The following is a 25,283-nucleotide window of genomic DNA, read 5'->3' as shown; positions in this document are numbered from 1 at the left end:
TTGATTGTTCAGGCGACGGTTGGGCAGCTGTTTCAGGAAGCGCCGGCACCGATGCGGGCGGTCACTTCGATCTCGATTTTCATTTCAGGGGTGGTGAGGCAGCAGACGATCATGGTCGCTGCCGGCCGAATCTGGGCAAATGCCGATCCGACCACCTCGACCACGGCATCGTAGTCGGCCATGTCGACAAGATAATAGCGTACGCGGACCACGTCCTTCAGGCTGCTGCCGGCTTCGCCAAGCGCTTTTGCGATAGTGGCGAGCGCGTTGCGGGTCTGGTCAGCGACATCGTCAGGCATCACCATCAGGGCATAGTCATAGCCCGTCGTGCCAGAGACATAGACCATGTCACGGTCAACAACTGCGCGGGAATAGCCGATCCGCGCTTCGAACGGTGATCCGGAGGAGATATGCGTGACCATCTGATAACCCTCAGAGCCAGGGGCGGTCCGTGCTGTTCTTGTCCTCGAAACTCGAGATCACGGCGTCGCTCTTCAGCGTCGATGCAATATCGTCGAGACCTTCGAGAAGGATCTGGCGGCGGCCGGGGTCGATGTCGAAATGCAGCGAGCCGCCATCCGGGCCGGTGATCTTCTGTGCTTCGAGATCGATCGAAATGACGGCATTGGAGCCACGATCCGCATCATCGAGCAGCTTTTCGAGATCTTCCGGAGATACGATGATCGGCAGGATGCCGTTCTTGAAACAGTTATTGTAGAAAATATCGGCAAAGCTGGTCGAGATCACGCAACGGATGCCGAAATCGAGAAGTGCCCAAGGCGCGTGCTCACGCGACGAGCCGCAGCCGAAATTGTCGCCGGCCACCAGGATCTTTGAGTGGCGATAGGCAGGCTTGTTCAGGATGAAATCCGGGTTTTCTGACCCATCCTGATTGTAGCGGGATTCCGCAAACAATCCCTTGCCGAGACCGGTTCGCTTGATCGTCTTCAGGTAGTCCTTGGGAATGATCATGTCGGTGTCGATGTTGACGACCGGAAGCGGCGCTGCGACGCCGGTGAGCTGCGTGAACTTGTCCATGATCTGCCTCCAAGGGAGTTGTCGTGAAGGCCAAATAAAGCAATTTGCCGCCGATTTGAAGGGCATTATGCCTTCAACCGGTACTCCGCTGCGCCAGAGCGCGCAGGCGGAGCGAACATGATGACGCTAGAGGTCGATGATGGTACCGCGGCCGTCGTTCCACACACGGATATCGCGGCTGGCCGGCTTTGGTCCGAACGATTTCGCTCGCACGGGTACAGGGTTCAACCTGGTCGAGATCGCCCTACCAATTGAAAGAAGGACGAGAATGCCGGCAAATGCGACGGTCAGAGACGCTGTAAACAGCGCCGCCATGGCAAGCACCGCAATAGCTGAGGCGACGACGAAAAATGCACGAATGTTTTGCATGGATCATACCTTTCAACGTCTGAAATGTGGGACCGGCCGGCCCCGCTTACAAGTGGTTTCACGACCTCCTGTCTTGCCGAGGGCCAAAAAGCTTGTCACAACCACGTTATGACTTTTCCCAATGATTACATGGTCCCGAAGCGATGGCCGCTTTGATCCTGCGCTCGCTCCTGAGCGTTCCCGCGAGCAACACCCGTGCGCTTTCGAAAATCCCGCAACTCGACTGCGACGGCGTGATTTTCGATCTGGAGGATTCCGTGGCCTCCCGGCAGAAGGCGGAAGCGCGGGATAACCTCCGCAGAAGCTTTGCCAAGCTGAATTCCGATGATCTCGAGACCGCCATCCGGATCAATCCGCTCACAAGCGAATTTGGTCCAGCAGATCTCGATCTCATCGTCGAACTTCTGCCGGATGCGGTGGTCATTCCCAAGGTTGAGCATGCGGACGACGTCCGGGTGATCGCCGAGCGCCTTTCTCAGGCGGGCGTGCCGGAGAGGGTCTCTATCTGGGCGATGATCGAAACGCCGCTCGGCGTCCTCAACGCCGCCGAAATCTCGAGCGTGGGCGGACGGATCAAATGCCTCGTCGTGGGGCTCAACGATCTTCGCAAGGCAACGGGTGTTTTGCCGCAAGCGGGGCGGGCCAATCTCATACCCTGGTTGATGCAGGTCGTGCTGGCGGGCAGGGCCTATGGTGTCGATGTGATCGACAGCGTGTTTAACGATTTCAAGGACGAAGCCGCGTTCGAAGCCGAGTGCGCCCAGGGCCGCGCCATGGGATTTTCAGGCAAGATGCTGATCCATCCGGCGCAGATCGACGCGGCCAACCGTCATTTCGGTCCAGACGAAGATGCCCTTGGGGAGGCACGCGCCACCATCGAGGCCTTCCGTCAGCCGGGAGCCGAAACGCTCAACGTCATCAACCTCGACGGCCGCATGGTCGAGCGTCTGCATCTCGAAGATGCGGAAAAGCTCGTGGCCAGCGCGGCGGTCATCGCCAACAGAAAGAGAAAGCCATGAAAGTATATCGTTTCATCACCGGTCCTGACGATGCCGCCTTTTGTCACCGGGTGACGGCGGCGCTGAACAAGGGCTGGGAACTCTCCGGTTCGCCAAGCTACGCCTTCAACGGCAAGACGGGCGAGATGCATTGCGGCCAGGCCGTGATGAAGACCGTCGAAGGCAAGGAATACAGCCCCGAGATGAAGCTCGGCGAGCAGTAAAAAGCTAGGCCGAGGTGTGTCTGCCAGCGCTGGATCAGCGCTGGCTTGCTTCCTCGGCGCTCGCCTCGATGCGCTCCATGTCGTCGTCACTCAGGCCGAAGTGATGGCCGATCTCGTGGATAAGGACGTGGGTGATGATATCGCCCAGCGTTTCCTCATTCTCCGCCCAGTAATCGAGGATAGGCCGGCGATAGAGCCGGATGCGATTGGGCAGTTCGCCGGTTTCGACCGTAAACCGTTCCGAAATGCCACGTCCTTCGAACAGGCCCAGAAGGTCGAACGGCGTTTCCAGCGCCATGTCTTCGAAAACGTCGTCGTCCGGAAATTCTTCGACCTCAATGGTGAGGTTCGTTGTAAGTTTGCGGAATTCGTCCGGAAGGTGGCTGTAGGCTTCTAATGCCAGCGACTCGAACGTGCTGATCGTCGGCGCATGGCGATCCTGCCAATCATCGGTCTGGTCAATGCGGGCCATGGGATCTCCTTCCAACTCAGGCACATATAATACCTGAAGCAGCTATTTCGAGAAAAGAATCATTGCGATAGCTTTTAGAGGAAAAGATTCCTGATCGGGAGCTGTTGACTCTTTGCCACGTGTCTGGAATCCATAAGAACATAAAGCGAACATTATCGATGGAGTTAACGCCATGGCCAAAGGTGCCTGGGCGCGGGAGAGACTTTTGCCCTGCGCAAGCCGATCTCGGAAACGGAAAGCGGTCGGCGAGCTTGCTCCTGATGCTCGCGTCTGGTCTGGATTGGAACCCGCATGACCGCCTGTTTTCGATCCCCTCTGGCGCATCGACAGAGGCGTATTCTGACACTCGTGTTCCCGCGTCTGTCAACCGACAGAATCGCGCGCCGCCGCTGGGGTATGGACTGGCGGTCTTCCCGCCATCATGACCATCCACCGATCGTCTTTGCCGGGCGCCACGCCGACAGGATGTGCCTGACAGTGCTCGACGCGGCCGCCGAACGCCTCAACCTGAAGCTGGGGCAGGGCGTTTCAGAAGCGCGAGCTATCTTTCCGGAGCTCGACGTGATGGACGAAGACGATGATGCCGACGCGGCGCTTCTGATGGCGCTCTCCGACTGGTGCGACCGATATACGCCACTGGTGACGCTAGAAGGGCGCAACGGGCTCTCTCTGGATATCACGGGCTGTGCGGATTACGGTGGCGGAGAGCAGGGCTTGCTCGGCAATGCCTCCCACAGACTCCGTCAGATGGGTTTCGACGTCAAAGGGACACTCGCATCTTTTCCGGGCGTGTGGAGCGATTCTGCTTCTGCCGCGGACGGAACCTGTGGCGGCGTGTTGTTTCGATCGAGTGACGTTCGAGCCTTTTCGGAGATATCGCAGAGACACAGCAGCCGGTTAGGCATCACTGCCTCCGATCACGGATCGTTGATAAGGGGGTTATGATATGTCAATTACCGGGCTGGATTCTTTCTTGACATCGCTTGTCCTCTTTTGCAAAAAGTCTGTATCGAGGTCAATGTTCTCCAGGTCGATCCAAAATGCTGGTTTGCAGTTGCAATTACATCACCGAAAGGGAGATCAAGGATACGATCATCCAACTCCTCACTGAGGACTGTTGGCAGCTGATCGTTCCCGTCAAGGTCTACCATGCGATGGAAAAACGCGGCCGTTGCTGCGGTTGCTTTCCCAATGTCGTTGATCTGATCATCAAGACCACTGAGGAATATCACGCCCAGCGGCACTCGACGGAAGCTGACGTGATCGTCTATATGTCGCGCTTGAAACAACTCCACGAAGAAAACAGGAGAGCGGACATTGAAAGGCGACTTACAGGTCATCGAGCGGCTTAACGAGGCACTTTTCCTCGAACTTGGCGCTGTGAACCAATACTGGCTGCACTATCGTCTCCTGCATGATTGGGGTTTTACCAAGCTTGCCAAGAAGGAGCGGGCCGAATCCATCGAAGAGATGCAGCATGCCGATCGTCTTATCGACCGCATCATCTTTCTCGAGGGTCATCCGAACCTTCAGACGCTGGCACCGCTTCGCATCGGTCAGAACGTCAAGGAAGTTCTAGAGGCCGATCTGGCTGGTGAATACGATGCCCGCACCGCCTACAAGGCGTCGCGTGATATCTGTCACGCCGCCGGAGACTATGTCTCCATGAAGCTTTTCGAACAGCTGCTGATGGATGAAGAGGGTCATATCGACTTCCTGGAAACGCAGCTCGAACTTCTCTCGAAGATCGGCGAAGAGAGATACGGCCAGCTCAACGCGGAATCAGCCGACTCCGCTGAGTAAAGCTCAAATCATCGACATTCTATCGCTCGAGCCCGGTGGAAGTTGCTTTCACCGGGCTTTGCTTTATCCGACCAGCGCTAATCGGACGTGCAATCAGCCCGCCGGCGAGAGGTGGGCAAATTCCGCGACGACCCGGTCATAGACCGAGCGCTTGAACGGCACGATCAGGCCGGGCAGATCCTGCATCGGCTTCCATTCCCAGGCATCGAATTCAGCCGTATGGCCGCCCGGCGGCGGGTTGATGGCGATCTCGCTTTCATCGCCGTCAAAGCGGAAGGCAAACCAGCGCTGCGTCTGTCCGCGATACTTTCCCTTCAGTCCGATACCGATCAGGTGTTCCGGAAGATCGTAGTTGATCCACTCGCCGGCTTCGGCAAGCAGCGTGACGGAACGCATGCCCGTTTCTTCGTACAGTTCACGATAGGCGGCGGGAAGGGGATCTTCGCCCTTGTCGATCCCGCCCTGCGGCATCTGCCACAGTTGCGGAGACCCGTCGAATTCGCTGTTGCCGGCAGCAATGCGGCGTCCCGCCCAAACGAGGCCCTCGCTGTTGAGCACCATGACCCCGACGCAGGGACGATAGGGAAGATCGTCCGCTTTCACCGGTTTCTTGTGATCCTTGGCCATATCATTCCCCTTGCTTCAAGGTGCCACGCTCTCGCGGGCAAGCGTCGATACACCGACGATTTCTACACCGCGTTGCGAGGCTTCGTCGGCCCATTTGCGGATCGCCGCGATGCTCTCGTCGAAGGCGGAGGCGATGCCGATTGCCGTTCCCTTGCGTTGGGCTATCCGCTCCAGTTCGTCAAGTTTCTTGAGGATCGCGTCGGATTGAAGCTGACCGTCCAGGGTCAGGTCACCGAAGGCGTGCGGCAGTTGCATCGCCTTTGCCAGCACCTCCGTCTTCGACTGGGCCGAGGTGCCGTCATCGAGGAACAGCAGGCCGCGGGAGGCCATGTCGCGCAGGACAGGCTCAAGCGCCTTGACGTCGGAGAGATAGCGGCCGCCCTGGTAGTTCATGATCCCCGTATAGTTGGTGATCTCGCCCATCGCCACATGCAGTCGCTCAAGGTTCTTTGCGGCAGGATCCTTGACGAGAAGCGTGCCGGGTCCGGGGTCGTTGGCCGGGTAGTCGTAAGGCTCGAACGGGACTTGGATGAGGATTTCGTGGCCCGCGCGGCGCGCTTCCTGCATCCAGCGCTGCAGGCTGTTGCCGCTTGCAGCAAGGCCTAGCGTTACGGCTGGCGGCAGTTGCTGGATTGCGCGCTGGGTGCCCGTCTGGCTGAGGCCGAGGCCACCGACCACGATCGCGATCCTTGTGCCGCGGGCGCCGGACCAGGGTCGTGCATACTGGTCCATGGGTCGCATGCCATCCTCGCCGAGGATCGGCAGTCTGCCGTATTCCGTGTCTTCCAGAAGAGACGTATTCGGCTCTGCCGCAAATCGCGGGTCCTGGCCAATTCTCTGGGCATTGATAAGGACGGGACCGTTTCCATCCCTTGCGCGCGGCGTGTATTTCGTCACGACCGATCCGTCCGCCATCCGGTTCTGCTCAATGGTCGCGCCGGAATTCGGATTGGACCGGGGCATACCGTTGGGGTTGGCATTTTCGGGAGAAACTGCATCATCGGCAGGTGTCTTGGGGGCGATCGCCGTGGAGGAGGGGGGCTCGCTCGAGGCGATGCGCTCAAGCTGAGGGTCGTTTCGCATCGCATAGATCGACAAGCCGACGACGGAAATCACGCCGATGCTTCCTAAAATGGCAACGGCCGACAGGCGACGCGCCGTTCGTCGTTTCGGCGGCCGGTTTTGACCGAGCGGTGCATGGAGATCGCTGCCCAAGGGATATGCCCGCGTCTGCGCTGCCGAAATGAATGCGGTCAGGCGGCTGTGATGAAACAGCCGCCTGACCGGTTTGCCTGATTAGTTCTTGACGGCGGCCGCAGCCTTGTCGGGGCTTGCCGGGAAGGACGGGTCTGTCTTTGTCCCATGCAGCAGGTCCATGGCATAGTTCAGCTGCAGGTCGTCCTTGGTTTCCGGCGGCACATAGGCAGCCGAACCGGAACCTTCGTCTGTTTCGGCCGCACCCTGGATATGGCCCTTGAGGCTGGATTCGCCCTCGGCGCGGACCTTGCCCTGCAATTCCGGCGGCAGCGGCTGTTCGACCTTGATGTCAGGCGTGATGCCCGTTCCCTGGATCGACTTGCCGGATGGCGTGTAATAGAGCGCCGTCGTCAGACGCAGTGCTCCGGATTCACCGAGCGGAATGATCGTCTGGACGGAGCCCTTGCCGAACGAGCGGGTGCCGACAACTGTTGCACGCTTCAGGTCCTGAAGGGCACCGGCGACGATTTCAGATGCGGAAGCCGAGCCGCCGTTTACCAGCACGACCACCGGCTTGCCATCGGTCAGGTCGCCAGGGCCGGCATTGAAGCGGCGTGTCTCATCTGCGTTGCGGCCACGGGTGGAAACCACTTCGCCGCGTTCCAGGAACGCATCGGAGACGTTGATCGCCTGGTCCAGCAGACCGCCCGGGTTGAGCCGCAAGTCAAGCACGAAGCCCTTCAGCTTGTCGGCAGGCACGTCGGCCTTGATCTTCTTGATCGCCTTTTCGAGATCGTCATAGGTCTTCTCGGTAAAGGAGATGACGCGCACATATCCGATGTCGCCGCCTTCGACGCGGGATTTCACGGCGCGCACGGCAATGATGTCGCGCATGACGGTGATGTCGAGTGGCTTGTCGGCACCCTGTCGGATGACGGTCAGCTTGATGGGTGTGTTGACGGCGCCGCGCATCTTTTCGACCGCGTCTTCAAGCTTCAGGCCGCGAACCGCCTGGCCATCGATTTCGGTAATGAAGTCGCCGGCAAGAATTCCAGCCTTGGAGGCAGGCGTGTCGTCGATCGGTGTGATGACCTTGACGAGCTCGTTCTCCATCGTCACTTCGATGCCGAGACCACCGAATTCACCGCGCGTCTGGGTGCGCATGTCTTCGGCATCTTTGGAATTCATGAAGCTCGAATGCGGATCGAGCGAGCTCAGCATGCCGTTGATGGCATTTTCGACCAGCTTGTTTTCATCCGGAGGCGTCACGTACTGGGCGCGAACGCGCTCGAACACGTCGCCGAAGATCGACAGTTCCTTATAGGTGGAAGCCCCGGCGGCCTGGGCCGGGACACCGGCTGAATAAATGACGCTCATCGCGGTCGCACCCAACAGTGCTCCGACGATGACAAGAGAAGCCCTACGAATCATTTCGCGCCCTTCCAGTTTCTTTGCTGGCCCACCACGGTTTAGAATCAACCGGAGTGCCGTCTTTTCGGAATTCAATGTAAAGCGTCGGGCGATCCGTTTCCAGCGCCAACGCAGTCGCACTTGCTACTCTTTTCTCACCCATGGCAGCGATCGGTTCGCCAGCAAAGACAAACTTGCCCTGCCGCGCGTTCACGATATCCATTCCTGCCAGAACAACATGATAGCCGTCGCCGGCGTTCAGGATGATCATCTGGCCATAGCTCCGGAATGCACCGGCAAACACGACCAGCCCATCGGCCGGTGCCGTCACCACTGCGCCGGGGTTGGAGGCCACGGTCATACCGCGTGCCGGGTGTCCCGTTCCGTCTGCATCGCCGAACGCACGCAATATTTCGCCGGCAACCGGAAGCTCCAGTTTTTGCCTGAGGCTTGAAAACGCGTATGCGGGCGCAATGCGGTTTTTGTCGGGCACACCGCTTTCGGCCAATTGCCGGGCTTTCTCCCGTTCCTCTTCGGACATCTGCCGACGGCGCTCTTCCTCGGCACGGGCCAGATCCATGCCTTCGCGCACGGATGCGATCTGTCCTTCAAGCCCCTGAATAAGATCCTGAAGCGAGGTGGCGCGGCCGACAAGTTCCTGAGAACGCGCGCGTTCTGCGGCCAGCTGTCTTTCGTTCTCGGCATTCAGCTTGGCGTTTTCGGCGAGCAGCAGGTTCATGCGCCGCTCTTCCTCGACGCCTGCCGTGATGGTTTGCGAGACGGTTTCCTTTTCCTTGGCCGCCTCTGCCTGAAGGCTCGCGAGATTTTGAAGATCTGTGACCAGCCTTTCGGCCTCCGCCCGCATGCCGGGCACGACGGCGCCGAGCAGGATCGCGCTTCTGACGGAGCCGAGCGCGTCATCGGGGGAGACGAGCAGCGCCGGCGGCGGGCTGCGGCCCATGCGCTCCAAAGCACCCAGCACTTCGGCGAGAATGGAGCGACGCCCCCTCAAGGCCACGCGGATCTTGTCTTCCTGCACTTTCAGCGAGGCGAGCTTGTCTTCGCTCACCTGGATCTTCGACTGCAGATCCTTGCGCCGCGCGGCTGAATCGATCAGCGCCTGGCGCATATCCGCAGACGTCTTCTTGATGCCGGAAATGCTGTGCTCGATCTGAGCGACCTTTTCCGACGAAAGGCTCATGCTTTTGGCCAGCACTTCCAGCTCGCCGCGGGTCTCATTGCGTCTCTTCTGAAGATCGGCGGTCGGATCCGCCAAGGCTTCGGTCGCGGGCGGGGAGGGTTGTGCCGCAGGCGGTGCCGCTTCCTGTGCTAAGGCAATCCAGTGAAAGGGCGGCAGACGGAGAGGCGCGAAGGCAAGCGCCGATGCCATCGCTGGCAGCGCAAGGCCCAGGGCTATGGCTCTCCTGATCGTCATTGCGTTCTCGAATCTGCAGCGGACCTGCGAAGGCTAGGCTGATTCGCCGGGGCCAGCCATAAACAACATCGTGTTTCGCAACATCGGCCCGGAAGGTAAACGAAGTCTAAACGCGGTGGTAGGGATGGCCTGAAAGGATGGTGACGGCGCGATACAGCTGTTCGGCGATGAGAATGCGGACCAGCTGATGCGGCCATGTCATAGAGCCGAGATTGAGGACTACATCAGCGCGTGCCCGAAGATCCGGGTCCAGCCCGTCGGCGCCGCCGATCGCGAGCATCATGTCGCGCTTGCCGCCGTCCTTGTACTTGTCGATCAGACCGGCAAAGGCTTCGCTATCGAGCGCCTTGCCGCGTTCATCGAGCAGAACGAGGATGGCACCATCGGGAAGGGCCTTCTCGAGTGCGGCGGCCTCCTCGCGCTTTCGCGTTTCTGCATTGGAAGCACGGCTTTCCGGCACTTCGATCATCCTGGCAAGTTCGAGCCCGATCGCGGGCCCGGCCTTGGAGAAACGGTCGAGGTAACGGGACGCAAGATCCTTCTCCGGTCCGGCTTTGAGCCGTCCCACGGCAAAAAGGCTGATGCGCATGTCCTGATCCGTTGTTTTCAGAGCTCTCGGCTGCCACTGCGCCGCCACGTCGTCAACGCGCCGCCGTCAGCATGCAATCGTCGCCCCTTGTCGGCTCAGGAACGCCCCGGCCTGTTAGTGAAGCACTGTGCCTTCCTCGACATCCGGAGCGGCCCACATCTTTTCGATGTTGTAGAACTCGCGGATTTCGGGGCGGAACACATGGATGATGATATCACCAGTGTCAATCAGCACCCAATCACCCGTCTCCATGCCTTCGACACGGGCACCGCCGAGGCCCTCTGCTTTCAGGTCGGTGATGAGGTGATCGCAGATCGCCATGACATGCCGGCTCGATCGTCCGGAGACGACGACCATGTAGTCTCCGAGAGCGGATTTTCCGGCAATATTGATGGTGACGATATCTTCTGCTTTGGAGTCCTCGAGGCTCGTGAGGACCTGATCGAGGGCATGGGCGGCGGCATCATCGCCACGTTCCAGGCTCTGCGGAATGACGGAGGCCGTCCTTCCCTTGGCGTGTACTGTTGTCAGGGTCGTTCCTTTCGTCCGGTAACAGCAACATCCTCTTCGCGCGAATCCCGTCTGATGACCGGCCGCATAAGGAAGGTGGCATTGAATGCTTTATCTTTCAAGTGATCGGAATGTTCCAGTTTTAGGAATCGGAAGTCTTTCCCGATGCCCGGATTGCCGTTGAACTGAGGGCCGAACGCGGACCGTGGATGAAGGTCCAAGCGGGCGGACGGCGCTTCCACAGCGTACCGGCATCTGTCTCGTCGACACGGGCATGCTGGAATGTGCGGGCCATCTTTGATGACAGGAAGGAAAGGGTGGCACCCGGCCGGTCTATCACGGCGATCGGGAAGGTAGAGACGATCTCCTGCCACTTCTGCCAATGGTGAAAGGTCCTGAGGCTGTCTGCACCCATGATCCAGATGAAATGGATATGCGGATTGCGCGCCTTGACGAAGGAGAGCGTATCGGCGGTATAGGCGCCGCCGAGTGCTTTCTCGAATGCGGTGACCTTGATGCGCGGATCCTGGATCAGCCGCTCGCTCATGGCGATGCGGTCGGGGAGGGACGCGAGTTCCGACCGGCTTTTCAGCGGATTGCCAGGTGTCACCATCCACCACAGCTGATCGAGTCCGAGCCGGCGAAGGGCGATTTCGGCGACCAGAAGGTGACCTTCATGTGGAGGGTTGAACGAACCGCCAAAAAGGCCGACGGCCATGCCCCGTTCCACATGCGGCATGGCGAGATGGCGTCTTTCGATCCGTTCTATCGTCACGTCAGGGCCGGATCTGGCCGGTGCCGTGCACCTTGTATTTGAACGAGGTCAGCTGTTCGACGCCAACAGGGCCGCGCGCATGCATCTTGCCCGTGGAAATGCCGATCTCGCCGCCCATGCCGAATTCACCGCCATCGGCAAACTGGGTAGACGCGTTGTGGAGCAGGATCGCCGAATCGATCTCGTTGAAGAAGCACGCGACCACGGCCGGATCTTGCGCAATCACCGCTTCGGTGTGGTTGGACGAATAGGTGTTGATGTGGCGGATCGCACCGGAAATGCCATCGACGATCGCCACCGAAATGACGGCATCGAGATATTCCGTGCGCCAGTCTTCCTCGTTCGCAGGCTTGAAGCCCGGGTGAACCTTGAGCACGGCCGCCGAAGCGCGGATTTCGCAGCCGGCTTGCGTCAGCGCCTCCAGCACCGGCATCAGGTGGGTCCCGATGGCAGCGCTGTCGACCAGCAGTGTTTCGGCCGCACCGCAGACGCCGGTGCGGCGCATCTTGGCGTTGACGACGATCGCCTTTGCCATTTCCAGATCCGCGGAGGCATCGACATAGATGTGGCAAAGGCCTTCCAGATGCGCAAAGACCGGCACGCGGGCTTCGGACTGGACGCGGGCGACCAGGCTTTTTCCGCCGCGGGGAACGATGACGTCGATGGCGCCTGACAGGCCTGACAGCATGGCGCCAACGGCCGCACGATCCGTCGTCGGCACGAGCTGGATCGCATGTTCGGGAAGACCCGCCTTCTTCAGTCCCGCCACCAGGCAGTGATGGATCGCCTGCGATGAATGGATTGAATCCGAGCCGCCGCGCAAAATCACCGCATTGCCGGCCTTGAGGCAAAGCGCGCCGGCGTCGGCCGTCACGTTCGGGCGGCTCTCGTAGATCACGCCGATCACGCCGAGCGGCGTGCGGACACGTTCGATATGCAGGCCGTTCGGACGATCCCAGGCCGCGATCACTTCGCCGACCGGATCCTTGATCGCGGCGATTTCGCGAAGAGCCTCCGCCATGCCGACGATCGACTTTTCGGTGAGCGTCAGGCGATCGATGAAGGAGGGAAGGAGCCCCTTGCCCTCGATGTTGCGGAGATCCTCGGCATTGGCGCTCAGGATCTCGGCGCTGTTGGCGAGAACCAGGTCCGCCATGGCATTGAGCGCGTCGTTCTTTTGCTCGGTCGATGCCGTTGCCAATGCGCCGGCCGCTGCCTTTGCGTTGACGCCGATCGCATCCATGATTGCAGCAACGTCGGTCATCTGGACCTTATCCAACATGGACGGCATCCTCCTTGCGGGTGGTCGTGCGCCTGATCGCGCCTGTCATAACAAGGTCGTCGCGATGGACCATGGCGGCACGGCCGGCATAGCCCAGAATGGCTTCGATTTCCGTCGATTTGCGGCCGGTGATCTGGCGTGCCTCGTCGGCATCGTAGCTGACAAGACCGCGGGCAATCTCGCGGCCTTCCGCGCCGATGATCGCGACCGTATCACCCCGGTGGAAATTGCCCTCGATGCGGCGCACGCCGGCTGGTAGCAGACTTTTGCCAGATCCCAGCGCGCGTTCGGCCCCTTCGTCGACGACGAGTTCGCCGGCCGGCTGCAACTGTCCGGCAATCCAGGTCTTGCGCGCCGTCACCGGTGTGCCAGACGGGGCAAACCAGGAGGATCGCGCGCCCTGTTCGATGGCGCGCAGCGGATGATCCGGCTTGCCGGATGCGATGATCATGGCGCAGCCCGCAGTCGTCGCGATCTTGCCGGCGTCGATCTTGGTGCGCATGCCGCCGCGCGACAGTTCGGAAGCCGCACCACCGGCCATCGCCTCGATCTCAGGCGTGATGACATTGATGATATCGAGAAACTGCGCGTCCGGATCGAGATGCGGCGGTGCCGTGTAGAGCCCGTCGATATCCGACAGAAGAACCAAGAGATCGGCACCGGCCATGGTGGCGACGCGCGCGGCAAGCCGGTCGTTGTCGCCGTAGCGGATTTCGGATGTCGCGACGGTGTCGTTTTCGTTGATGATCGGAACAGCGCCGATCTTCAGAAGCTGGTTGATCGTGGCACGGGCGTTGAGATAGCGGCGACGCTCTTCCGTATCGCCCAGCGTCAGCAGGATCTGTCCCGCGACGATCCCGTCCCGCGACAGGCTTTCCGACCAGGCGCGGGCCAGCGCGATCTGGCCGACGGCTGCCGCTGCCTGGCTTTCCTCCAGTTTGAGGGCGCCGTGGGGAAGGTCCAGCACAGTCCGGCCGAGGGCGATCGCGCCGGAGGAGACGACGAGAACATCGATACCCTTGGCCCTAAGCGCGGCGATATCGGCGCAGATCGCGTCGAGCCACGGAGATTTCAGGCCGGTCTTGCGATCGACCAAGAGGGCCGAGCCGATCTTGATGACGATCCGGCGATGGCCGGCAAGCGGCTTGCGACCGCCGGCTTGCCCGGAAGAGACTTGCTTGTGACCGATCTCGTGGCCTGGCGTCATTCGTCGACGTCCTCGTCGAACTCCTGAACAGGAACGGAGCGGTTCGGCAGGGCCGTGTCTTCGCCGATGCTTGCCGCGACGATGACATCGCGCAACGCGCGCAGAACATCGGTCATGCCAGTGCCGGTGATCGCGGAGATCAGGAACGGTTTCTGGCCGCAGGCTTTCTCAAGTTCCTTGGCCTTCTTCTTCAGTTCCTTCTCGTCGAGAACGTCGATCTGCGACAGGGCAACGATTTCGCGCTTGTCGGTCAGACCGCCGCCATAGGCCTGAAGCTCGGTCTTGACCGTCTTGTAGGCCTTGCCGACTTCTTCCTCGATGGATGAAACCAGGTGAAGCAGAACGCGGGTGCGTTCCACATGGCCGAGAAAGCGATCGCCAATGCCGACGCCTTCATGGGCGCCTTCGATCAGGCCCGGAATATCGGCGAGTACGAACTCGCGGCCGTCGATGGTGGCGACGCCAAGGTTCGGGTGCAGCGTGGTGAAGGGATAGTTTGCAATCTTCGGGCGGGCGCGGGTAACCGAGGCCAGGAAGGTGGATTTTCCGGCATTCGGAAGGCCGACAAGTCCTGCATCGGCAATCAGCTTCAGCCGCAGCCAGATGGTGCTTTCCTCGCCTTCAAGGCCTGGGTTTGCCCAGTTCGGCGCCTGGTTGGTGGCGTTCTTGAAGTGCGTGTTGCCGAAGCCGCCATTGCCGCCCTTGGCAAGCCTGAAACGCTGACCTTCCTTGGTCATGTCGATGATCAGCGTTTCGTTGTCTTCCTCGAAGATCTGCGTGCCGACCGGAACCTTGAGCGTGACACTGTCGCCATTGGCGCCGGTGCGGTTGCGGCCCATGCCGTGGATGCCGACCTTTGCCTTGTAATGCTGCTGGAAACGGAAATCGATCAGCGTGTTGAGGCCATTGACGGCTTCGACCCACACGTCGCCACCACGGCCGCCATCGCCACCATCAGGTCCACCGAATTCGACGAACTTTTCCCGTCGGAACGAAACTGCGCCCGCGCCGCCGTCACCGGAGCGGATATAGACTTTTGCTTCGTCGAGAAATTTCATCGGTCTGGTAGTCCTGTTCTTGGTCGCTCCCGCTCTCCGGCGGGACGTACTTAAGGTTTTCGATACCGTCCGACAGGCTTTAGGTCAAAGCCTATCGACAGAATGCGCTGAAAACGGCCCCGGCGGACAAGGCATCCGCCGGGGCCGATCGTCAACAAGGCATGATCAGGCGCGATCATGCCGGGGAGTAGTGGCCAGAAGCCGGAAATCCTCCGGTGCAAGCGCCGTCTCGATATGCGGCACCATGACGTTGCGGGCACGGTTGAACACATCGCTTGCGCCGGTGATGCGGAAGCCGAGCTTTGTCTGCACATTGAGCGAACCGAGATTATCGGCAAACGCGCCCGAATGGACGACAGTGTCCGGCATGCGGCGGAAGAACCGGTCGAGGACCCCCGACGCTGCCTCGCTCATATAGCCGCGATCCCAGTAAAGCCGGTTCAGCCAGTAACCGAGATGCCAGCGGCCGTGCCTGAGTTCCAGCCCGACAATGCCGATATGCACATCGTCGCCGGTGGTGATCGCCAGCTGCCAGTTTGGCAGGATGCCTGATGTCTGCGGCACCAGCCAGTCGAGCGCATCCTGACGGTCATAGGGCTGTGGCACGCGCGACAGCATGCGGCTGACCTTGAAATCGCTAAGCGTTTCGGCAATCGCTACCGCATCCGACAGGCGGTGCGGGCGAAGCGTCAGGCGCTGCGTAACGATTTCAGGGCAGGGGCCAGGCTCAGTGCGAACCGCTTTTGCCTTTTCGAGAACGACGGCACTCATCTCAGCTCTCCCCAGCTTCTCAGCGACATCCATGTCTTGCGGTCCAGCCGGAACCATTCGACGGGGACCATTCCGCCCACCGCCAGGCATTCGATCATGCCGGTGCCCTGGAACTGGAAGCCGCATTTCTGGATCACCCGCTTCGACGCGATATTGGTGACCCGGCAACGGGCATCGATGTGATCGATATGGCTGCGGGTGCGGAAGGCCATGTCGATCAGCGCATGCGCCGCTTCCGTGGCATAGCCCTTGTTCCAGTGGGGTTCGCCCAGCCAGTAGCCGATTTCGAGGGTTCGTTCGTCAACCTGGGGTTCGAGCGCGCAGCAGCCGAGAAACTGGCCATTGTCAGCTCGGGTCACGGCATAAACGCATTTGCCAATCTCGCCCGCATTCGTGCGTCGCACGAAATCGGCCGCGTCTTTAGACGTGTAGGGATGCGGCATGCGCGACACCATGGTCGCAATGTTCGCATTGTTGGCGAGATGGGCAAGTGCGTCAATATCGTCTTCGTGCGGTGCGCGCAGAACAAGGCTCTGCGACAGTAAGACGGGGCAATCGCTTCTCAACCGGTCCGGCCTGAGCCGTTCCTCTGGTCTTGTTTCCGGCGGCCGTAATTGGCCAGCCCTTACTAATTCGCCTTGCATGGTTCAGTCTCCTTTGAGGGATAAAAGAAAAAGGGAAGATGGGTAGCGCCCCATCTCCCCTTTTCTTTGACTGAACCTTCAAACGTTCAACCGGGTCGATGAGACGCCGGTTGCTTAACGCTTGCCGGCTTTATTCTGCGGCTTCGGCTTTCGGCATAACGGACACGTATACGCGGCCATTAGCGCGCGTACGGTAATTCACGTTGCCTGCCGTCAGTGCGAAGATCGTGTGGTCTGTGCCGATGCCGACATTGGCGCCCGGATGCCACTGCGTGCCGCGCTGACGCACGATAATGTTGCCCGGAATGACGACTTCGCCACCGAACTTCTTCACGCCAAGGCGCTTGGACTGAGAATCGCGACCGTTACGCGACGAGCCGCCAGCTTTTTTATGTGCCATTGGTGTTCTCCTTTAACTTTCGAAAACCTGGATTAGCCGAGGATGTCCGTGATGCGGACGACCGTGTGATGCTGGCGATGACCGCGAATTCGCTTGGAATTCTGGCGGCGACGCTTCTTGAAGGAGAGAACCTTCTTGCCACGGTTATGCTCTACAACTTCAGCCTTGACCGTCGCACCCGAAACGAAGGGGGCGCCGAACTTGGCATCGGCGCCGACGCCGATGACCAGGATTTCGTTGAATTCTACGATTGCGCCAGCTTCTGCTTCCAGCTTTTCGATGGTGAGCACGTCGTTGGCGGCCACGCGGTACTGTTTACCGCCGGTCTTGATGACTGCGAACATTGGTTATCCTTTCATGTTCGTTCCGGCTCTATCCCCAAAAGGACGGCCGTCTTTTTCTCAGTCGGGCTATAGCAGGGTTGCGAAAGACGGATCTTCCAGAACGCATCTGCCGGTGATTTTCTGCACGCCTCGGCGCGCAACGTCTGGTCTGGACATTTTTCCACACTTCGACGCGTCCGGCCTTACGCGAGGCCCTAAAAACTGTCAAGGCGAAAGGATATGAAGACTTGCATTTCACCCCTTGCCAGCCCGATTTTTCGCCGCTATGAGACAGCCGCGCATCAAATGCGCCGACCAGCAAAGCGGAGAGGTGGCTGAGTGGTCGAAAGCACCGCACTCGAAATGCGGCATACGGGCAACCGTATCGTGGGTTCGAATCCCACCCTCTCCGCCATGGTTGGCCTTCGGCCGTAAGGGTTCCCCGAGATTAATTAGATTTCCTGAAGCTTTGGAGCTTGCGCCTGAATCGGCTAGGGCCACACTCAAGGCACGACCTTGCTATCAGGCTTCATGAGGAAGGCGGCGGGGAGACCCCGCCGCATCCAATTTAGTGTAGATCGATCCGGCGCCAGGGCATCTGCGAAGGATGGATGTTCTGGAGGAAGCTGACAATGTCTCTTCTCCCATACGTTTCGTGTTGGCTGGCACCTAATAGCACGACTGGCTGTCCGAACCGCAGGCTGAGAGCGGAAACAACCTTGTCAGCTTCGTGGCGGTTAGAGATTACATGATCCTGCACTGCCGCGACCGCAAAGTTGACGCCTTGCTCTCGGATAAGGGCGATTTGCCATTGAGCCATCAGTTCGCCCTCCTTTTGAGGGTTGCCTCTTGCTCACTTCCAACATGCTTCCGGCGTTTCAGCACTTCGCTTACTCGGCCTGGCTTAACACCGTAACGTGCGGCGATATGGTGCTGGAATTCACCAGACCAGTGGCGCAACCAGACATTTACAGCATCATCAAATGACAGCCTGCATGACTGTAGATATTCCGTCCTCATGACGGCTCCTTTCGAGAAAGAGCCGGATATGGCTTGACTGCTTCCACCTGTTGACTCAAGCTTTGGTGGTGCTCACGCAAACAGCCCACCGGCTTTGACACACTTCGAGGCCTACACGTCTTGACCACGTGTAGGCCTTTTCAATTTCTGCGATTCTGGTTTTTGAATCGAATCCATAGGTTGTCCTTCCCGGCGAATACTGCTGTTTTCCACAGGAATCCTAAGTCTACTGCTCGAAGCAACATTAGCTATTGGTCGAGAATGTCTGTTAGCCGTTTTAACATGACGCTTTGACGTGTTAAAAAAAGTCGATTTTTTTAACACATTGAGTCGCACATGTTAAAGCCAACCTACCTGTTGCCAGATCTTGCTGCAGTGAAGGATCTCGAAACGATTGAGGTGCTCAAGGCGCTGGCATCCGCGAATAGATCCCTTGCCGAATTGAAAGGGCGCGCGGCTGCAATTCCAAATCAAGGTATCCTGATAGACACTCTTGCTTTGCAGGAAGCTAAGGCCAGCTCAGAGATTGAAAACATAGTTACGACCCAAGACGAGCTATTTCAGGCTGAACTGTTTCCAGAAGGTCCGGAGTCTCCAGCAGCTAAGGAGGTCGCTCTGTATCGTGATGCGCTGAAATACGGATTTGATCAGCTGAGACAGTTCGAAGGCTTGCTAACAAACTCGACAATCGTGGGGATGTTTCGCCTTCTTAAGCAACGGGACGACGGATTTAGAAGGACGCACGGAACTGCTCTGAAAAATGATCGCACAGGCCAAATCGTCTACGTCCCACCGCAGGATCAACATGAAATTATTGGAGCAATGGATGCCTTGGAGAGGTTCATCAACGATGACCGTTTGTCGTCGCTCGATCCCCTTATAAAGATGGCACTCGTGCATCACCAATTTGAAAGCATACATCCATTTCCCGATGGAAACGGACGAATTGGCCGAATTCTCAACGTGCTTTATCTGACGCGTGCCGACCTACTCGAAATTCCGATCCTTTATCTGAGTCGAGCGATCAACAACTCGAAGGGTGAATATTATCGCTTGCTACAGCACGTGCGCGATACCCAAGAGTGGGAGGGCTGGCTGATCTACATGCTCAATGCCGTTGACGATACGGCGAAGACAACCCTAGAGCTCATCGAAAATATCCGTGATCAGATGGCTGCAACCAAAAGGAGACTCCGCGAAGAGTTCCCGAGGCTTTACTCCCAGGACCTACTCAACAATCTGTTCAGGCATCCTTACACTAGGATCGATTATGTGCAGCATGAACTAGGGGTGACGCGCCAGACTGCTGCTAGATATCTTGATACGCTTGCAGACGCGGGCTTTGTAAGCAAGCATCAAAGTGGCCGGAATAACTATTACATCAACGACCGCTTGGTTTCGCTGTTCTTTAAGGTGTCTGAATAGCTATCCAGTAAGCTTCAAAACCCCGACTTGCGCCCATGATCCCGTCTTAGGAGTGCGACGTAAATCTCGTGCGGACGGACGCTGCCAAAGTCGTCGATCTGGCTCGCCAGCGATCTACATTCCGCAAGATGACGCGCGGCGTGTTTGTATCGGCTCGACCGGCCGCTCTAGGGTGTCGTTGATCGTAGATCGCAGCACGATCGTCTCGGCCAGTGGATGCTTGGTCGACAGCACCTCGGCAGCCGGGGTCATCAGCTCGTAGAGATCGCCGTCCAGTTCGGAACTTCGCTTTGTTACGAGCTTCGCCGCCTCTGCCTGTGCCGGCCAGCGCCGGAATAAGTAGAGGGCGCGATTGGCATCCGGAAATGCCAGGGCGAATGCGAAAGCCCTCTCTTGAGCTCTCCATGCCGTCGAAATTGGCAGGGGATTGGTCTACGGACCATTTTCGGAGCAAGTCTAATCGGATTGAGAAACCTTGGACTTAACGCGCGCTACCCAATCGCTTCTAGGCTGAGTTTGGTAGCCAGATCGTCGCCGTAACGCTGAAAATAATCGATCTTCCGGGCAGGATCCGTTACGAACGACCATCGTTTGTCCTTTCTGAAAGCAGCATGCCGCTCAGTTGCTCCTTCAAACACAAGATATTCCCCAGTCGTGCCTACTTGAACGCATCTATAGTCTGGGAGAACAAATGCAACTCCGCCACTTGTCTCAAAGACATTTGAGGCTTCGATCATATTCTTGAATTTTCGGAATTCATCAGTCTTTGTAATATTGGTGATGCGATGGAGTTTTTCTGATGCCGCCTTAGCTTCGGTTTCTTTCCGTTCATCAACGATATTGCGGATATTGCTGATAATGCTGGGTAGATAATTCTTGTCATTGAGCACCATAAATTTCTCGGCGAGGTAGTCGACATATTTTTCATCGATCTCCTTTACTTCGTGGACGGCTTCGCTGATTTCCGGATCGAACTCGATCAGGGCATTCCAGCGCTGCTTATCGAAACTGACGTTTTCGCCGGATGTCGCGGGCTTACGCAATCTCTCGATGTCAAGATTCACCGAAGTTTGCTGATCGGGAACGATTGCAATGGCGATCACGCCCAGTATCCCTGAGATCAGACAAATAATGCACCAGAGAACCGGATCGCGTCCCTTCTGCGCAGCAAGGCTATAGCCGGCAGCAGCAAACCCGCACTGAATCAACAAAACAACAAACCATATTTCCATAATACTCTCCCTACTCCGACAACGTATCAAATTGCCGGTGCGTGCTCTTGCGGCGCAGTCATCGAGACAGCGCAACTGGGTGCACACGGGCCTCAGAGTGTCCGCGTCGTCACGACGGCCATCAACAACCGGTCGGATATTGGACATATTCGCGATTGCTATTACATAGCAATGAGATAACCTAGAGACTGACGCATTAAAGAGTTTTTTTTTGAGCAAATCTAACAAGATTTATCTTCCCAGCTCAGGTCCATCGGCTTGGCAACAATTTCTCGCTGAACCCGAAAAACAATGGCGGACCGGTTACTCCGCTAAGACCCTCGCTCACAGCTGGGAGGCTAGCTCAGGTCTTCCGCCAGAGGTCGCACGCTTGTTCCCGGCTGAAGCTGAGCTTCTGATCGCCATACCCGAACACAAAGTGCCGTTGCCTGGCGGCAGAAGAGAAAGCCAGAACGACGTTTTCGCGCTGATAAGACACGGCGAAAAGACCTGCGCCGCGATGATTGAAGGGAAGGTGCGAGAGCCTTTCGGTCCTACTGTGGGGGAGTGGATGGCAGAAGCGTCACCTGGCAAGATCCTGCGGATGGCTTATCTTTGCGAAATTCTTGGTTTGGAAGGTGTGCCTTCCGGATCGATCCGTTACCAGCTTCTGCACCGGACTGCCTCTGCGATCATAGAATCCCGACGGTTCAAAACGGACGAAGCTGCTATGATCGTGCATTCGTTCGCTCAGGACAAAGTGTGGTTCTCAGACTTCGCGAGCTTCGCGGCCATACTCGGCGGGAACGTTGTGCCTGATGAAGTAGTCGAGCTGGATCTCAAAAGCGGAACGCGGCTTCGTCTTGGGTGGGCAACCGGTGATGCGACCTTCCTTGAGGTTTAATCGACGAAACGAGAGATAGATGTTCAAAATCGATAAGCACCAGAATCGTATAGAAAAGCTGGAGCAAAGCTCGTTCACAGAACTCGGATTTCGAGAACGTGCACATCTCCAGGAATGGTTAGCGAACAAGCCGGACGCCTTGGGTGAAGAGCTGCTAATCATCCAGAAAGAGTTCGCGGGATTCTCGGACACGTCGGAGCGTCTCGATCTTCTTGCAATCGACAAGCAGGGATCGTTGGTGATCATAGAGAACAAGCTCGATGACACCGGCAGAGACGTGACCTGGCAAGCGATCAAATACGCTTCCTACTGCTCGCGTTTGACCAAGGATGACATCCGGCAGATTTTTCAGTCCTATCTTGATCGATACTCCTTTGGCTCCAAGGCAGAAGACGAGCTGTGTGCCTTCCTAGATGCAGATGAATATCAGGAAGTCGTTCTGAACAAGGGCGTCACTCAACGCATCATGCTTGTCGCCGCAAACTTCCGTAAGGAAGTGACGTCGACTGTTCTTTGGTTGGCAAGCTTCAAGCTCCGGATCCAGTGTTTTCGAGTAACACCTTTCTCGCGAGGCGAAGATCTATTTCTGACGATAGATCAGATTATTCCGACGAAGGACGCGGAGGAATTCATGATCGGCCTGGCCGCAAAAGCTCAGGACGAGATCGAAGGCGTCGAAGCAGAGAAAGCCCGATACACGCTACGCCGCGAGTTTTGGTCCGTCCTGTTAGCGGCAATAAATCCTCGGACAGACCTATTTCGAACGGTCGCGCCGGGAATTCGAAACTGGCTCAGTGTTAATACAGGTCGCCGAGGAATTAGCCTTGCGCTAGTCGTGAGACGAGAGAGCGCTCGGGTCGAAGTCTATATTGATGTCGGCAGCAAGGAATCGAATGAACATCTCTTCGACACATGGTTCCGCGACCGAACCGAGATTGAGAAAAGCTTTGGCGAAACTCTGACATGGGAGAGGTTGGACGATAAGCGCGCCTGTAGGATCAAGGCTGAGCGACCTGGAAATGTCTTCGATCGGGAGCAATGGCCTGAAATGATTGACTACATGGTCGACGCCGTCATACGGCTAGAGACAGCTTTTCGGGACAGGCTCGCTGCCTTACCCGCCAAGTAGATCAGTCAAACTCAAAATCTTCGCAGGTGCGAAGCTATCAAGAGTCAGTGCCGTTCATGCCCTCTAGGCAGCACTGCGTCTGTAACCAGTGTTCTACCCACGTTGCCTGCGTAGACGATCTCCAGCTTTAATCATATTGGGATGCGCCCTGAGGCGGGGTCTCGCGTCGGCGGCCTGCTCGGAGAAATGTTGAGGACTTAGAGCGCAGCTTCTCTGTGAAGTATCTAAGGACTGTGGGAGAGATGGATGAACTCACCCCGCAGGCGGGCTGGTTTTTACCCGCCTCAACGATGACGCCGGAACGGTCAACGCGACCTGTGCTAGACCCCGCCTAAGACTGCGACTCAGAACGTCTGCCACTGATCGAGTGATAGCATACGTCGACCCTTGGCTTTCATAGCAGGAAATAGTCCTTCGTCAGTGTCACCGCCTGGTCAAAGTCGACAGCGAAGTCTGCTTTGCCATCGCCATTGACATCCGCATAGATGACCGTGTCTCCCGAGACCTTATCAAAACGTAGTTCACCAGCTTTTTTTGAGAACTCATTTTTTCCAATAAACGTAAAGCTGTCATCTCCGCGAACCCGCGTGTTTGCATCAATCGCCGCGAGGTCAATCCGATCACCGGCCTTACCGTTAAAATCGAAGATCGTATCGGTCGCTTTCAAAGTGGAGTCTTTGAGTGCAGTGAATATGAACTTGTCCTTGCCGGTTCCACCGTAGAGTGAGTCCGCGCCTAGACTGCCATGGATGCTATCGTTACCGATTCCGCCCTTGAGAGTGTTGGCGGCGGAGTTTCCAACAAGCTCATTCGCAAGGTTGTTACCCGTGGCATTGATGGACTTCGATCCAGTGAGCGTAAGGTTCTCTATATTCGATGACAGCGTATAGCTGACCGACGCCTTCACGAGATCGATGCCTTCACCAGACCTCTCCACAACCCTATCTCCGGTGTTGTCGACGATGTAGGTGTCGCCACCGCTCCCGCCCGTAAGACTGTCAATGCCGGCCTTGCCGTTCAGCGTGTCATCCTCTGCCGTGCCGACCAATTTATCGTTCTTTGATGTGCCGTTGACAGCTTTACCACGCACATCCGTCACGCTGACCAACACTGTCTGGGCCGCTTGCAACTCTCCGTCACTTGCTGCGACGATCACCTCGTATTTATTGTCTAGGTCAGAGTCCGTAGGTTTTTCGAAATCAGGCGAGGCATTGAACTTCAGTAGACCGCTTGCTGTGTCGATGGTGAACTGAAAAGCGTCATCTCCGCCGACGATGGCGTAAGACAGCGTAGTGCCAGCGTCTGGATCCGTTGCCCTAATGGAGGTAACGGCCACTTGGTTTTCGTTGATGTCGACATGTGCGAGCGTGCCGGCGCCATTCGATATAATCCCAGGCGCGACGTTGATCGGCCGCGTTGCAAATTGTAGGCGCTCAATCCCAATCAATTGATCCGATCCATCCGAACCAGGTCCGCGTAGATCAGTCACCGTTATGCTGCCGTCGATATTCTGTGTGACGACATAATCATCTTCGAAACCGCTGAACACAGCAATGTCAACACCTTCACCACCATCGAGAACATCGTTACCCGCACCGCCAAGGAGCGTGTCGTTGCCGGCACCACTGATGATCTTGTCATCACCGCCGTGCCCGGCGAGGATATTGTCACCGGTGTTACCTAAAATCGTTTGCGAAAGGGAATTTCCACTAAGATTGATGGCCTGCGAACTTGACGCATCGATTGTTGTTAAAAATTCAATGCGAGCTTCAGTGGGCAAAGCGAAGGAAACGCTTGAAAGAACAGTATCGATCGGATTAGTTTCGTTGTCGAACTCGGGTGTCCATGTTTCGATTAAGCGGTCACCGGCATTATCGACAATATATGTATCGGCGCCCTCGCCACCAATCATAAGGTCGGCGCCACTGCCGCCATCCATATAGATGCCTGCGAATCCCTCGATTCTGAACCCGCCGGTGTAGCTCCCATTGACTAGGATGTCGTCACCGTCTCCACCAAAGAGATTTATATTTTCGCTATCGTAAAACGCGTAAATGTAGTCATTTCCAGATTCACCATAGAGTTCATTGATCTGAGTGCCTCCGCTGATCTGGTCATTTCCGGTCCCGCCCCAGATGTAGTTATCCGCGAAAAATCCGCCCTGGAGCGTATCATTGCCCCCAAAACCGTAAATGTAATTCACCGCCCCGAATACGTAGCTGTCACCAATGAGCTTATTGTCACTCTCATTCCCGTTAATTACCGGCATGAAATTCCTCAAAAGAAATTAGAATTACAAATCCCGAACCCATTATAATCCCTGCGAATTTTCACAAGCCCTTAAAAAGCATAGATGCTATTTTAGAGGGATCTTATGCAGGCAACGAAAAAAATGAACTTGAGTTCTTTGAGTTTATGTTTTTCGCTGCACCGACCTCTCCAACTTCTTTAGCCCGGATACC

General features: G+C 57.4%; 29 protein-coding genes, 1 tRNA gene and 1 pseudogene. 9 read left to right on the top strand and 22 right to left on the bottom strand.

Annotation, left to right across the window (positions count from 1 at the left end; genetic code table 11):
- Positions 1 to 32 precede the first annotated feature (32 nt).
- The 3 genes from ACQY1K_RS16865 to ACQY1K_RS16855 all read right to left on the bottom strand — a co-directional run bounded on the left by ACQY1K_RS16865 (position 33) and on the right by ACQY1K_RS16855 (position 1,407).
- Positions 33 to 422 (bottom strand): RidA family protein, encoded by a 390-nt coding sequence (locus ACQY1K_RS16865; RefSeq protein ID WP_430257927.1) that lies wholly within the window; start codon positions 420 to 422, stop codon positions 33 to 35.
- A gap of 10 nt (positions 423 to 432) precedes the next feature.
- Entirely contained in the window at positions 433 to 1,038 is a 606-nt protein-coding gene (leuD, locus tag ACQY1K_RS16860) for a 3-isopropylmalate dehydratase small subunit (protein ID WP_092665112.1), read from the bottom strand.
- Positions 1,039 to 1,164: 126 nt separating this feature from the next.
- On the bottom strand, positions 1,165 to 1,407 hold the full coding sequence (locus ACQY1K_RS16855; RefSeq protein ID WP_062462792.1) for a hypothetical protein: 243 nt from the start codon (positions 1,405 to 1,407) through the stop codon (positions 1,165 to 1,167).
- A 143-nt stretch (positions 1,408 to 1,550) separates the two neighbouring features.
- Here ACQY1K_RS16855 and ACQY1K_RS16850 point away from each other — a divergent pair, with 143 nt between their 5' ends.
- Together ACQY1K_RS16850 and ACQY1K_RS16845 are read left to right on the top strand one after the other, a co-directional pair.
- Entirely contained in the window at positions 1,551 to 2,426 is an 876-nt protein-coding gene (locus ACQY1K_RS16850; RefSeq protein ID WP_430257925.1) for an HpcH/HpaI aldolase/citrate lyase family protein, read from the top strand.
- Complete coding sequence (locus tag ACQY1K_RS16845) at positions 2,423 to 2,629, top strand: DUF1737 domain-containing protein (protein WP_184655584.1); 207 nt, start codon at positions 2,423 to 2,425, stop codon at positions 2,627 to 2,629. The genes ACQY1K_RS16850 and ACQY1K_RS16845 overlap by 4 nt, the downstream gene beginning before the upstream one ends.
- Before the next feature lie 34 nt (positions 2,630 to 2,663).
- Here ACQY1K_RS16845 and ACQY1K_RS16840 read toward each other — a convergent pair whose 3' ends face one another.
- Positions 2,664 to 3,101 (bottom strand): metallopeptidase family protein, encoded by a 438-nt coding sequence (locus tag ACQY1K_RS16840; protein WP_062462782.1) that lies wholly within the window; start codon positions 3,099 to 3,101, stop codon positions 2,664 to 2,666.
- A gap of 477 nt (positions 3,102 to 3,578) precedes the next feature.
- Here ACQY1K_RS16840 and ACQY1K_RS16835 point away from each other — a divergent pair, with 477 nt between their 5' ends.
- From ACQY1K_RS16835 to bfr, 3 genes are all read left to right on the top strand, one after another.
- Entirely contained in the window at positions 3,579 to 4,046 is a 468-nt protein-coding gene (locus tag ACQY1K_RS16835) for a hypothetical protein (RefSeq protein ID WP_430257924.1), read from the top strand.
- A gap of 95 nt (positions 4,047 to 4,141) precedes the next feature.
- Positions 4,142 to 4,453, top strand: a complete 312-nt coding sequence (locus tag ACQY1K_RS16830) for a (2Fe-2S)-binding protein (protein WP_062462776.1) — start codon at positions 4,142 to 4,144, stop codon at positions 4,451 to 4,453.
- Entirely contained in the window at positions 4,419 to 4,904 is a 486-nt protein-coding gene (gene bfr / locus ACQY1K_RS16825) for a bacterioferritin (protein ID WP_062462773.1), read from the top strand. The genes ACQY1K_RS16830 and bfr overlap by 35 nt, the downstream gene beginning before the upstream one ends.
- Positions 4,905 to 4,997: 93 nt before the next feature.
- Here the strand turns inward: bfr and ACQY1K_RS16820 are convergent, their stop codons facing one another.
- The 14 genes from ACQY1K_RS16820 to rplU form a co-directional block, all read right to left on the bottom strand.
- On the bottom strand, positions 4,998 to 5,531 hold the full coding sequence (locus ACQY1K_RS16820) for an RNA pyrophosphohydrolase (protein WP_092665103.1): 534 nt from the start codon (positions 5,529 to 5,531) through the stop codon (positions 4,998 to 5,000).
- A 15-nt stretch (positions 5,532 to 5,546) separates the two neighbouring features.
- On the bottom strand, positions 5,547 to 6,746 hold the full coding sequence (locus ACQY1K_RS16815) for a divergent polysaccharide deacetylase family protein (RefSeq protein WP_430257923.1): 1,200 nt from the start codon (positions 6,744 to 6,746) through the stop codon (positions 5,547 to 5,549).
- An 81-nt stretch (positions 6,747 to 6,827) separates the two neighbouring features.
- Positions 6,828 to 8,159 (bottom strand): S41 family peptidase, encoded by a 1,332-nt coding sequence (locus ACQY1K_RS16810; RefSeq protein WP_062462763.1) that lies wholly within the window; start codon positions 8,157 to 8,159, stop codon positions 6,828 to 6,830.
- Positions 8,149 to 9,573 carry a murein hydrolase activator EnvC family protein gene (locus ACQY1K_RS16805; protein ID WP_430257922.1) on the bottom strand — a complete coding sequence of 475 codons (1,425 nt, stop codon included), beginning with the start codon at positions 9,571 to 9,573 and terminating at the stop codon, positions 8,149 to 8,151. The genes ACQY1K_RS16810 and ACQY1K_RS16805 overlap by 11 nt, the downstream gene beginning before the upstream one ends.
- 106 nt (positions 9,574 to 9,679) lie before the next feature.
- Positions 9,680 to 10,162, bottom strand: coding sequence for a 23S rRNA (pseudouridine(1915)-N(3))-methyltransferase RlmH (gene rlmH, locus ACQY1K_RS16800; protein WP_062463039.1), 483 nt, complete (start codon positions 10,160 to 10,162; stop codon positions 9,680 to 9,682).
- A gap of 114 nt (positions 10,163 to 10,276) precedes the next feature.
- Positions 10,277 to 10,693, bottom strand: a complete 417-nt coding sequence (gene rsfS, locus ACQY1K_RS16795) for a ribosome silencing factor (protein WP_062577032.1) — start codon at positions 10,691 to 10,693, stop codon at positions 10,277 to 10,279.
- 121 nt (positions 10,694 to 10,814) lie between these two features.
- Positions 10,815 to 11,411, bottom strand: a complete 597-nt coding sequence (locus tag ACQY1K_RS16790) for a nicotinate-nucleotide adenylyltransferase (protein WP_113110014.1) — start codon at positions 11,409 to 11,411, stop codon at positions 10,815 to 10,817.
- A gap of 37 nt (positions 11,412 to 11,448) precedes the next feature.
- Positions 11,449 to 12,729 (bottom strand): glutamate-5-semialdehyde dehydrogenase, encoded by a 1,281-nt coding sequence (locus ACQY1K_RS16785; protein ID WP_430257921.1) that lies wholly within the window; start codon positions 12,727 to 12,729, stop codon positions 11,449 to 11,451.
- A complete protein-coding gene (gene proB, locus ACQY1K_RS16780; RefSeq protein WP_430257920.1) occupies positions 12,719 to 13,936 on the bottom strand; it encodes a glutamate 5-kinase in 1,218 nt (405 codons plus the stop codon). The genes ACQY1K_RS16785 and proB overlap by 11 nt, the downstream gene beginning before the upstream one ends.
- A complete protein-coding gene (obgE, locus tag ACQY1K_RS16775; protein WP_430257919.1) occupies positions 13,933 to 14,994 on the bottom strand; it encodes a GTPase ObgE in 1,062 nt (353 codons plus the stop codon). The genes proB and obgE overlap by 4 nt, the downstream gene beginning before the upstream one ends.
- A 165-nt stretch (positions 14,995 to 15,159) precedes the next feature.
- Positions 15,160 to 15,765 (bottom strand): GNAT family N-acetyltransferase, encoded by a 606-nt coding sequence (locus ACQY1K_RS16770; protein WP_192078877.1) that lies wholly within the window; start codon positions 15,763 to 15,765, stop codon positions 15,160 to 15,162.
- On the bottom strand, positions 15,762 to 16,409 hold the full coding sequence (locus tag ACQY1K_RS16765; RefSeq protein WP_174197286.1) for a GNAT family N-acetyltransferase: 648 nt from the start codon (positions 16,407 to 16,409) through the stop codon (positions 15,762 to 15,764). Before ACQY1K_RS16765 ends, ACQY1K_RS16770 begins: the two co-directional genes overlap by 4 nt.
- Positions 16,410 to 16,539: 130 nt before the next feature.
- Positions 16,540 to 16,809 (bottom strand): 50S ribosomal protein L27, encoded by a 270-nt coding sequence (rpmA, locus tag ACQY1K_RS16760; RefSeq protein WP_062462735.1) that lies wholly within the window; start codon positions 16,807 to 16,809, stop codon positions 16,540 to 16,542.
- 32 nt (positions 16,810 to 16,841) lie between these two features.
- Positions 16,842 to 17,153, bottom strand: a complete 312-nt coding sequence (gene rplU, locus ACQY1K_RS16755) for a 50S ribosomal protein L21 (RefSeq protein ID WP_062462732.1) — start codon at positions 17,151 to 17,153, stop codon at positions 16,842 to 16,844.
- 304 nt (positions 17,154 to 17,457) lie between these two features.
- On the opposite strand from rplU, the gene ACQY1K_RS16750 reads away from it, so the two are divergent.
- A tRNA-Ser gene (locus ACQY1K_RS16750) sits at positions 17,458 to 17,547 on the top strand.
- A 153-nt stretch (positions 17,548 to 17,700) separates the two neighbouring features.
- Here ACQY1K_RS16750 and ACQY1K_RS16745 read toward each other — a convergent pair.
- A complete protein-coding gene (locus ACQY1K_RS16745; protein ID WP_430257918.1) occupies positions 17,701 to 17,952 on the bottom strand; it encodes a hypothetical protein in 252 nt (83 codons plus the stop codon).
- Between the two features lie 536 nt (positions 17,953 to 18,488).
- Between ACQY1K_RS16745 and ACQY1K_RS16740 the strand changes: the two genes are divergently transcribed.
- The gene (locus ACQY1K_RS16740; RefSeq protein WP_430257917.1) at positions 18,489 to 19,577 is read left to right on the top strand and encodes a Fic family protein; all 1,089 of its coding nucleotides are present in this window, start codon (positions 18,489 to 18,491) and stop codon (positions 19,575 to 19,577) included.
- Positions 19,578 to 19,591: 14 nt separating this feature from the next.
- Here ACQY1K_RS16740 and ACQY1K_RS16735 read toward each other — a convergent pair.
- Both ACQY1K_RS16735 and ACQY1K_RS16730 read right to left on the bottom strand, forming a co-directional pair.
- Positions 19,592 to 20,000 (bottom strand): annotated as a pseudogene (locus tag ACQY1K_RS16735) (DUF6880 family protein); the annotation flags it as partial.
- A 68-nt stretch (positions 20,001 to 20,068) separates the two neighbouring features.
- Positions 20,069 to 20,809: a hypothetical protein gene (locus ACQY1K_RS16730; RefSeq protein WP_430257916.1), complete on the bottom strand. Its 741-nt coding sequence runs from the start codon at positions 20,807 to 20,809 to the stop codon at positions 20,069 to 20,071.
- A gap of 211 nt (positions 20,810 to 21,020) precedes the next feature.
- Here ACQY1K_RS16730 and ACQY1K_RS16725 point away from each other — a divergent pair, with 211 nt between their 5' ends.
- Together ACQY1K_RS16725 and ACQY1K_RS16720 are read left to right on the top strand one after the other, a co-directional pair.
- Positions 21,021 to 21,692 carry a DUF6946 family protein gene (locus tag ACQY1K_RS16725; RefSeq protein WP_430257915.1) on the top strand — a complete coding sequence of 224 codons (672 nt, stop codon included), beginning with the start codon at positions 21,021 to 21,023 and terminating at the stop codon, positions 21,690 to 21,692.
- A 19-nt stretch (positions 21,693 to 21,711) separates the two neighbouring features.
- Entirely contained in the window at positions 21,712 to 22,821 is a 1,110-nt protein-coding gene (locus ACQY1K_RS16720; RefSeq protein ID WP_184655597.1) for a DUF4268 domain-containing protein, read from the top strand.
- A 394-nt stretch (positions 22,822 to 23,215) separates the two neighbouring features.
- Here the strand turns inward: ACQY1K_RS16720 and ACQY1K_RS16715 are convergent, their stop codons facing one another.
- Positions 23,216 to 25,090 carry a M10 family metallopeptidase C-terminal domain-containing protein gene (locus tag ACQY1K_RS16715; RefSeq protein WP_430257914.1) on the bottom strand — a complete coding sequence of 625 codons (1,875 nt, stop codon included), beginning with the start codon at positions 25,088 to 25,090 and terminating at the stop codon, positions 23,216 to 23,218.
- Positions 25,091 to 25,283 lie beyond the last annotated feature (193 nt).

The organism is Neorhizobium sp. IRS_2294 (genome assembly GCF_050500145.1).
GTDB lineage: Bacteria > Pseudomonadota > Alphaproteobacteria > Rhizobiales > Rhizobiaceae > Neorhizobium > Neorhizobium soli.
This window is presented reverse-complemented; position numbering and strand designations above follow the sequence as displayed.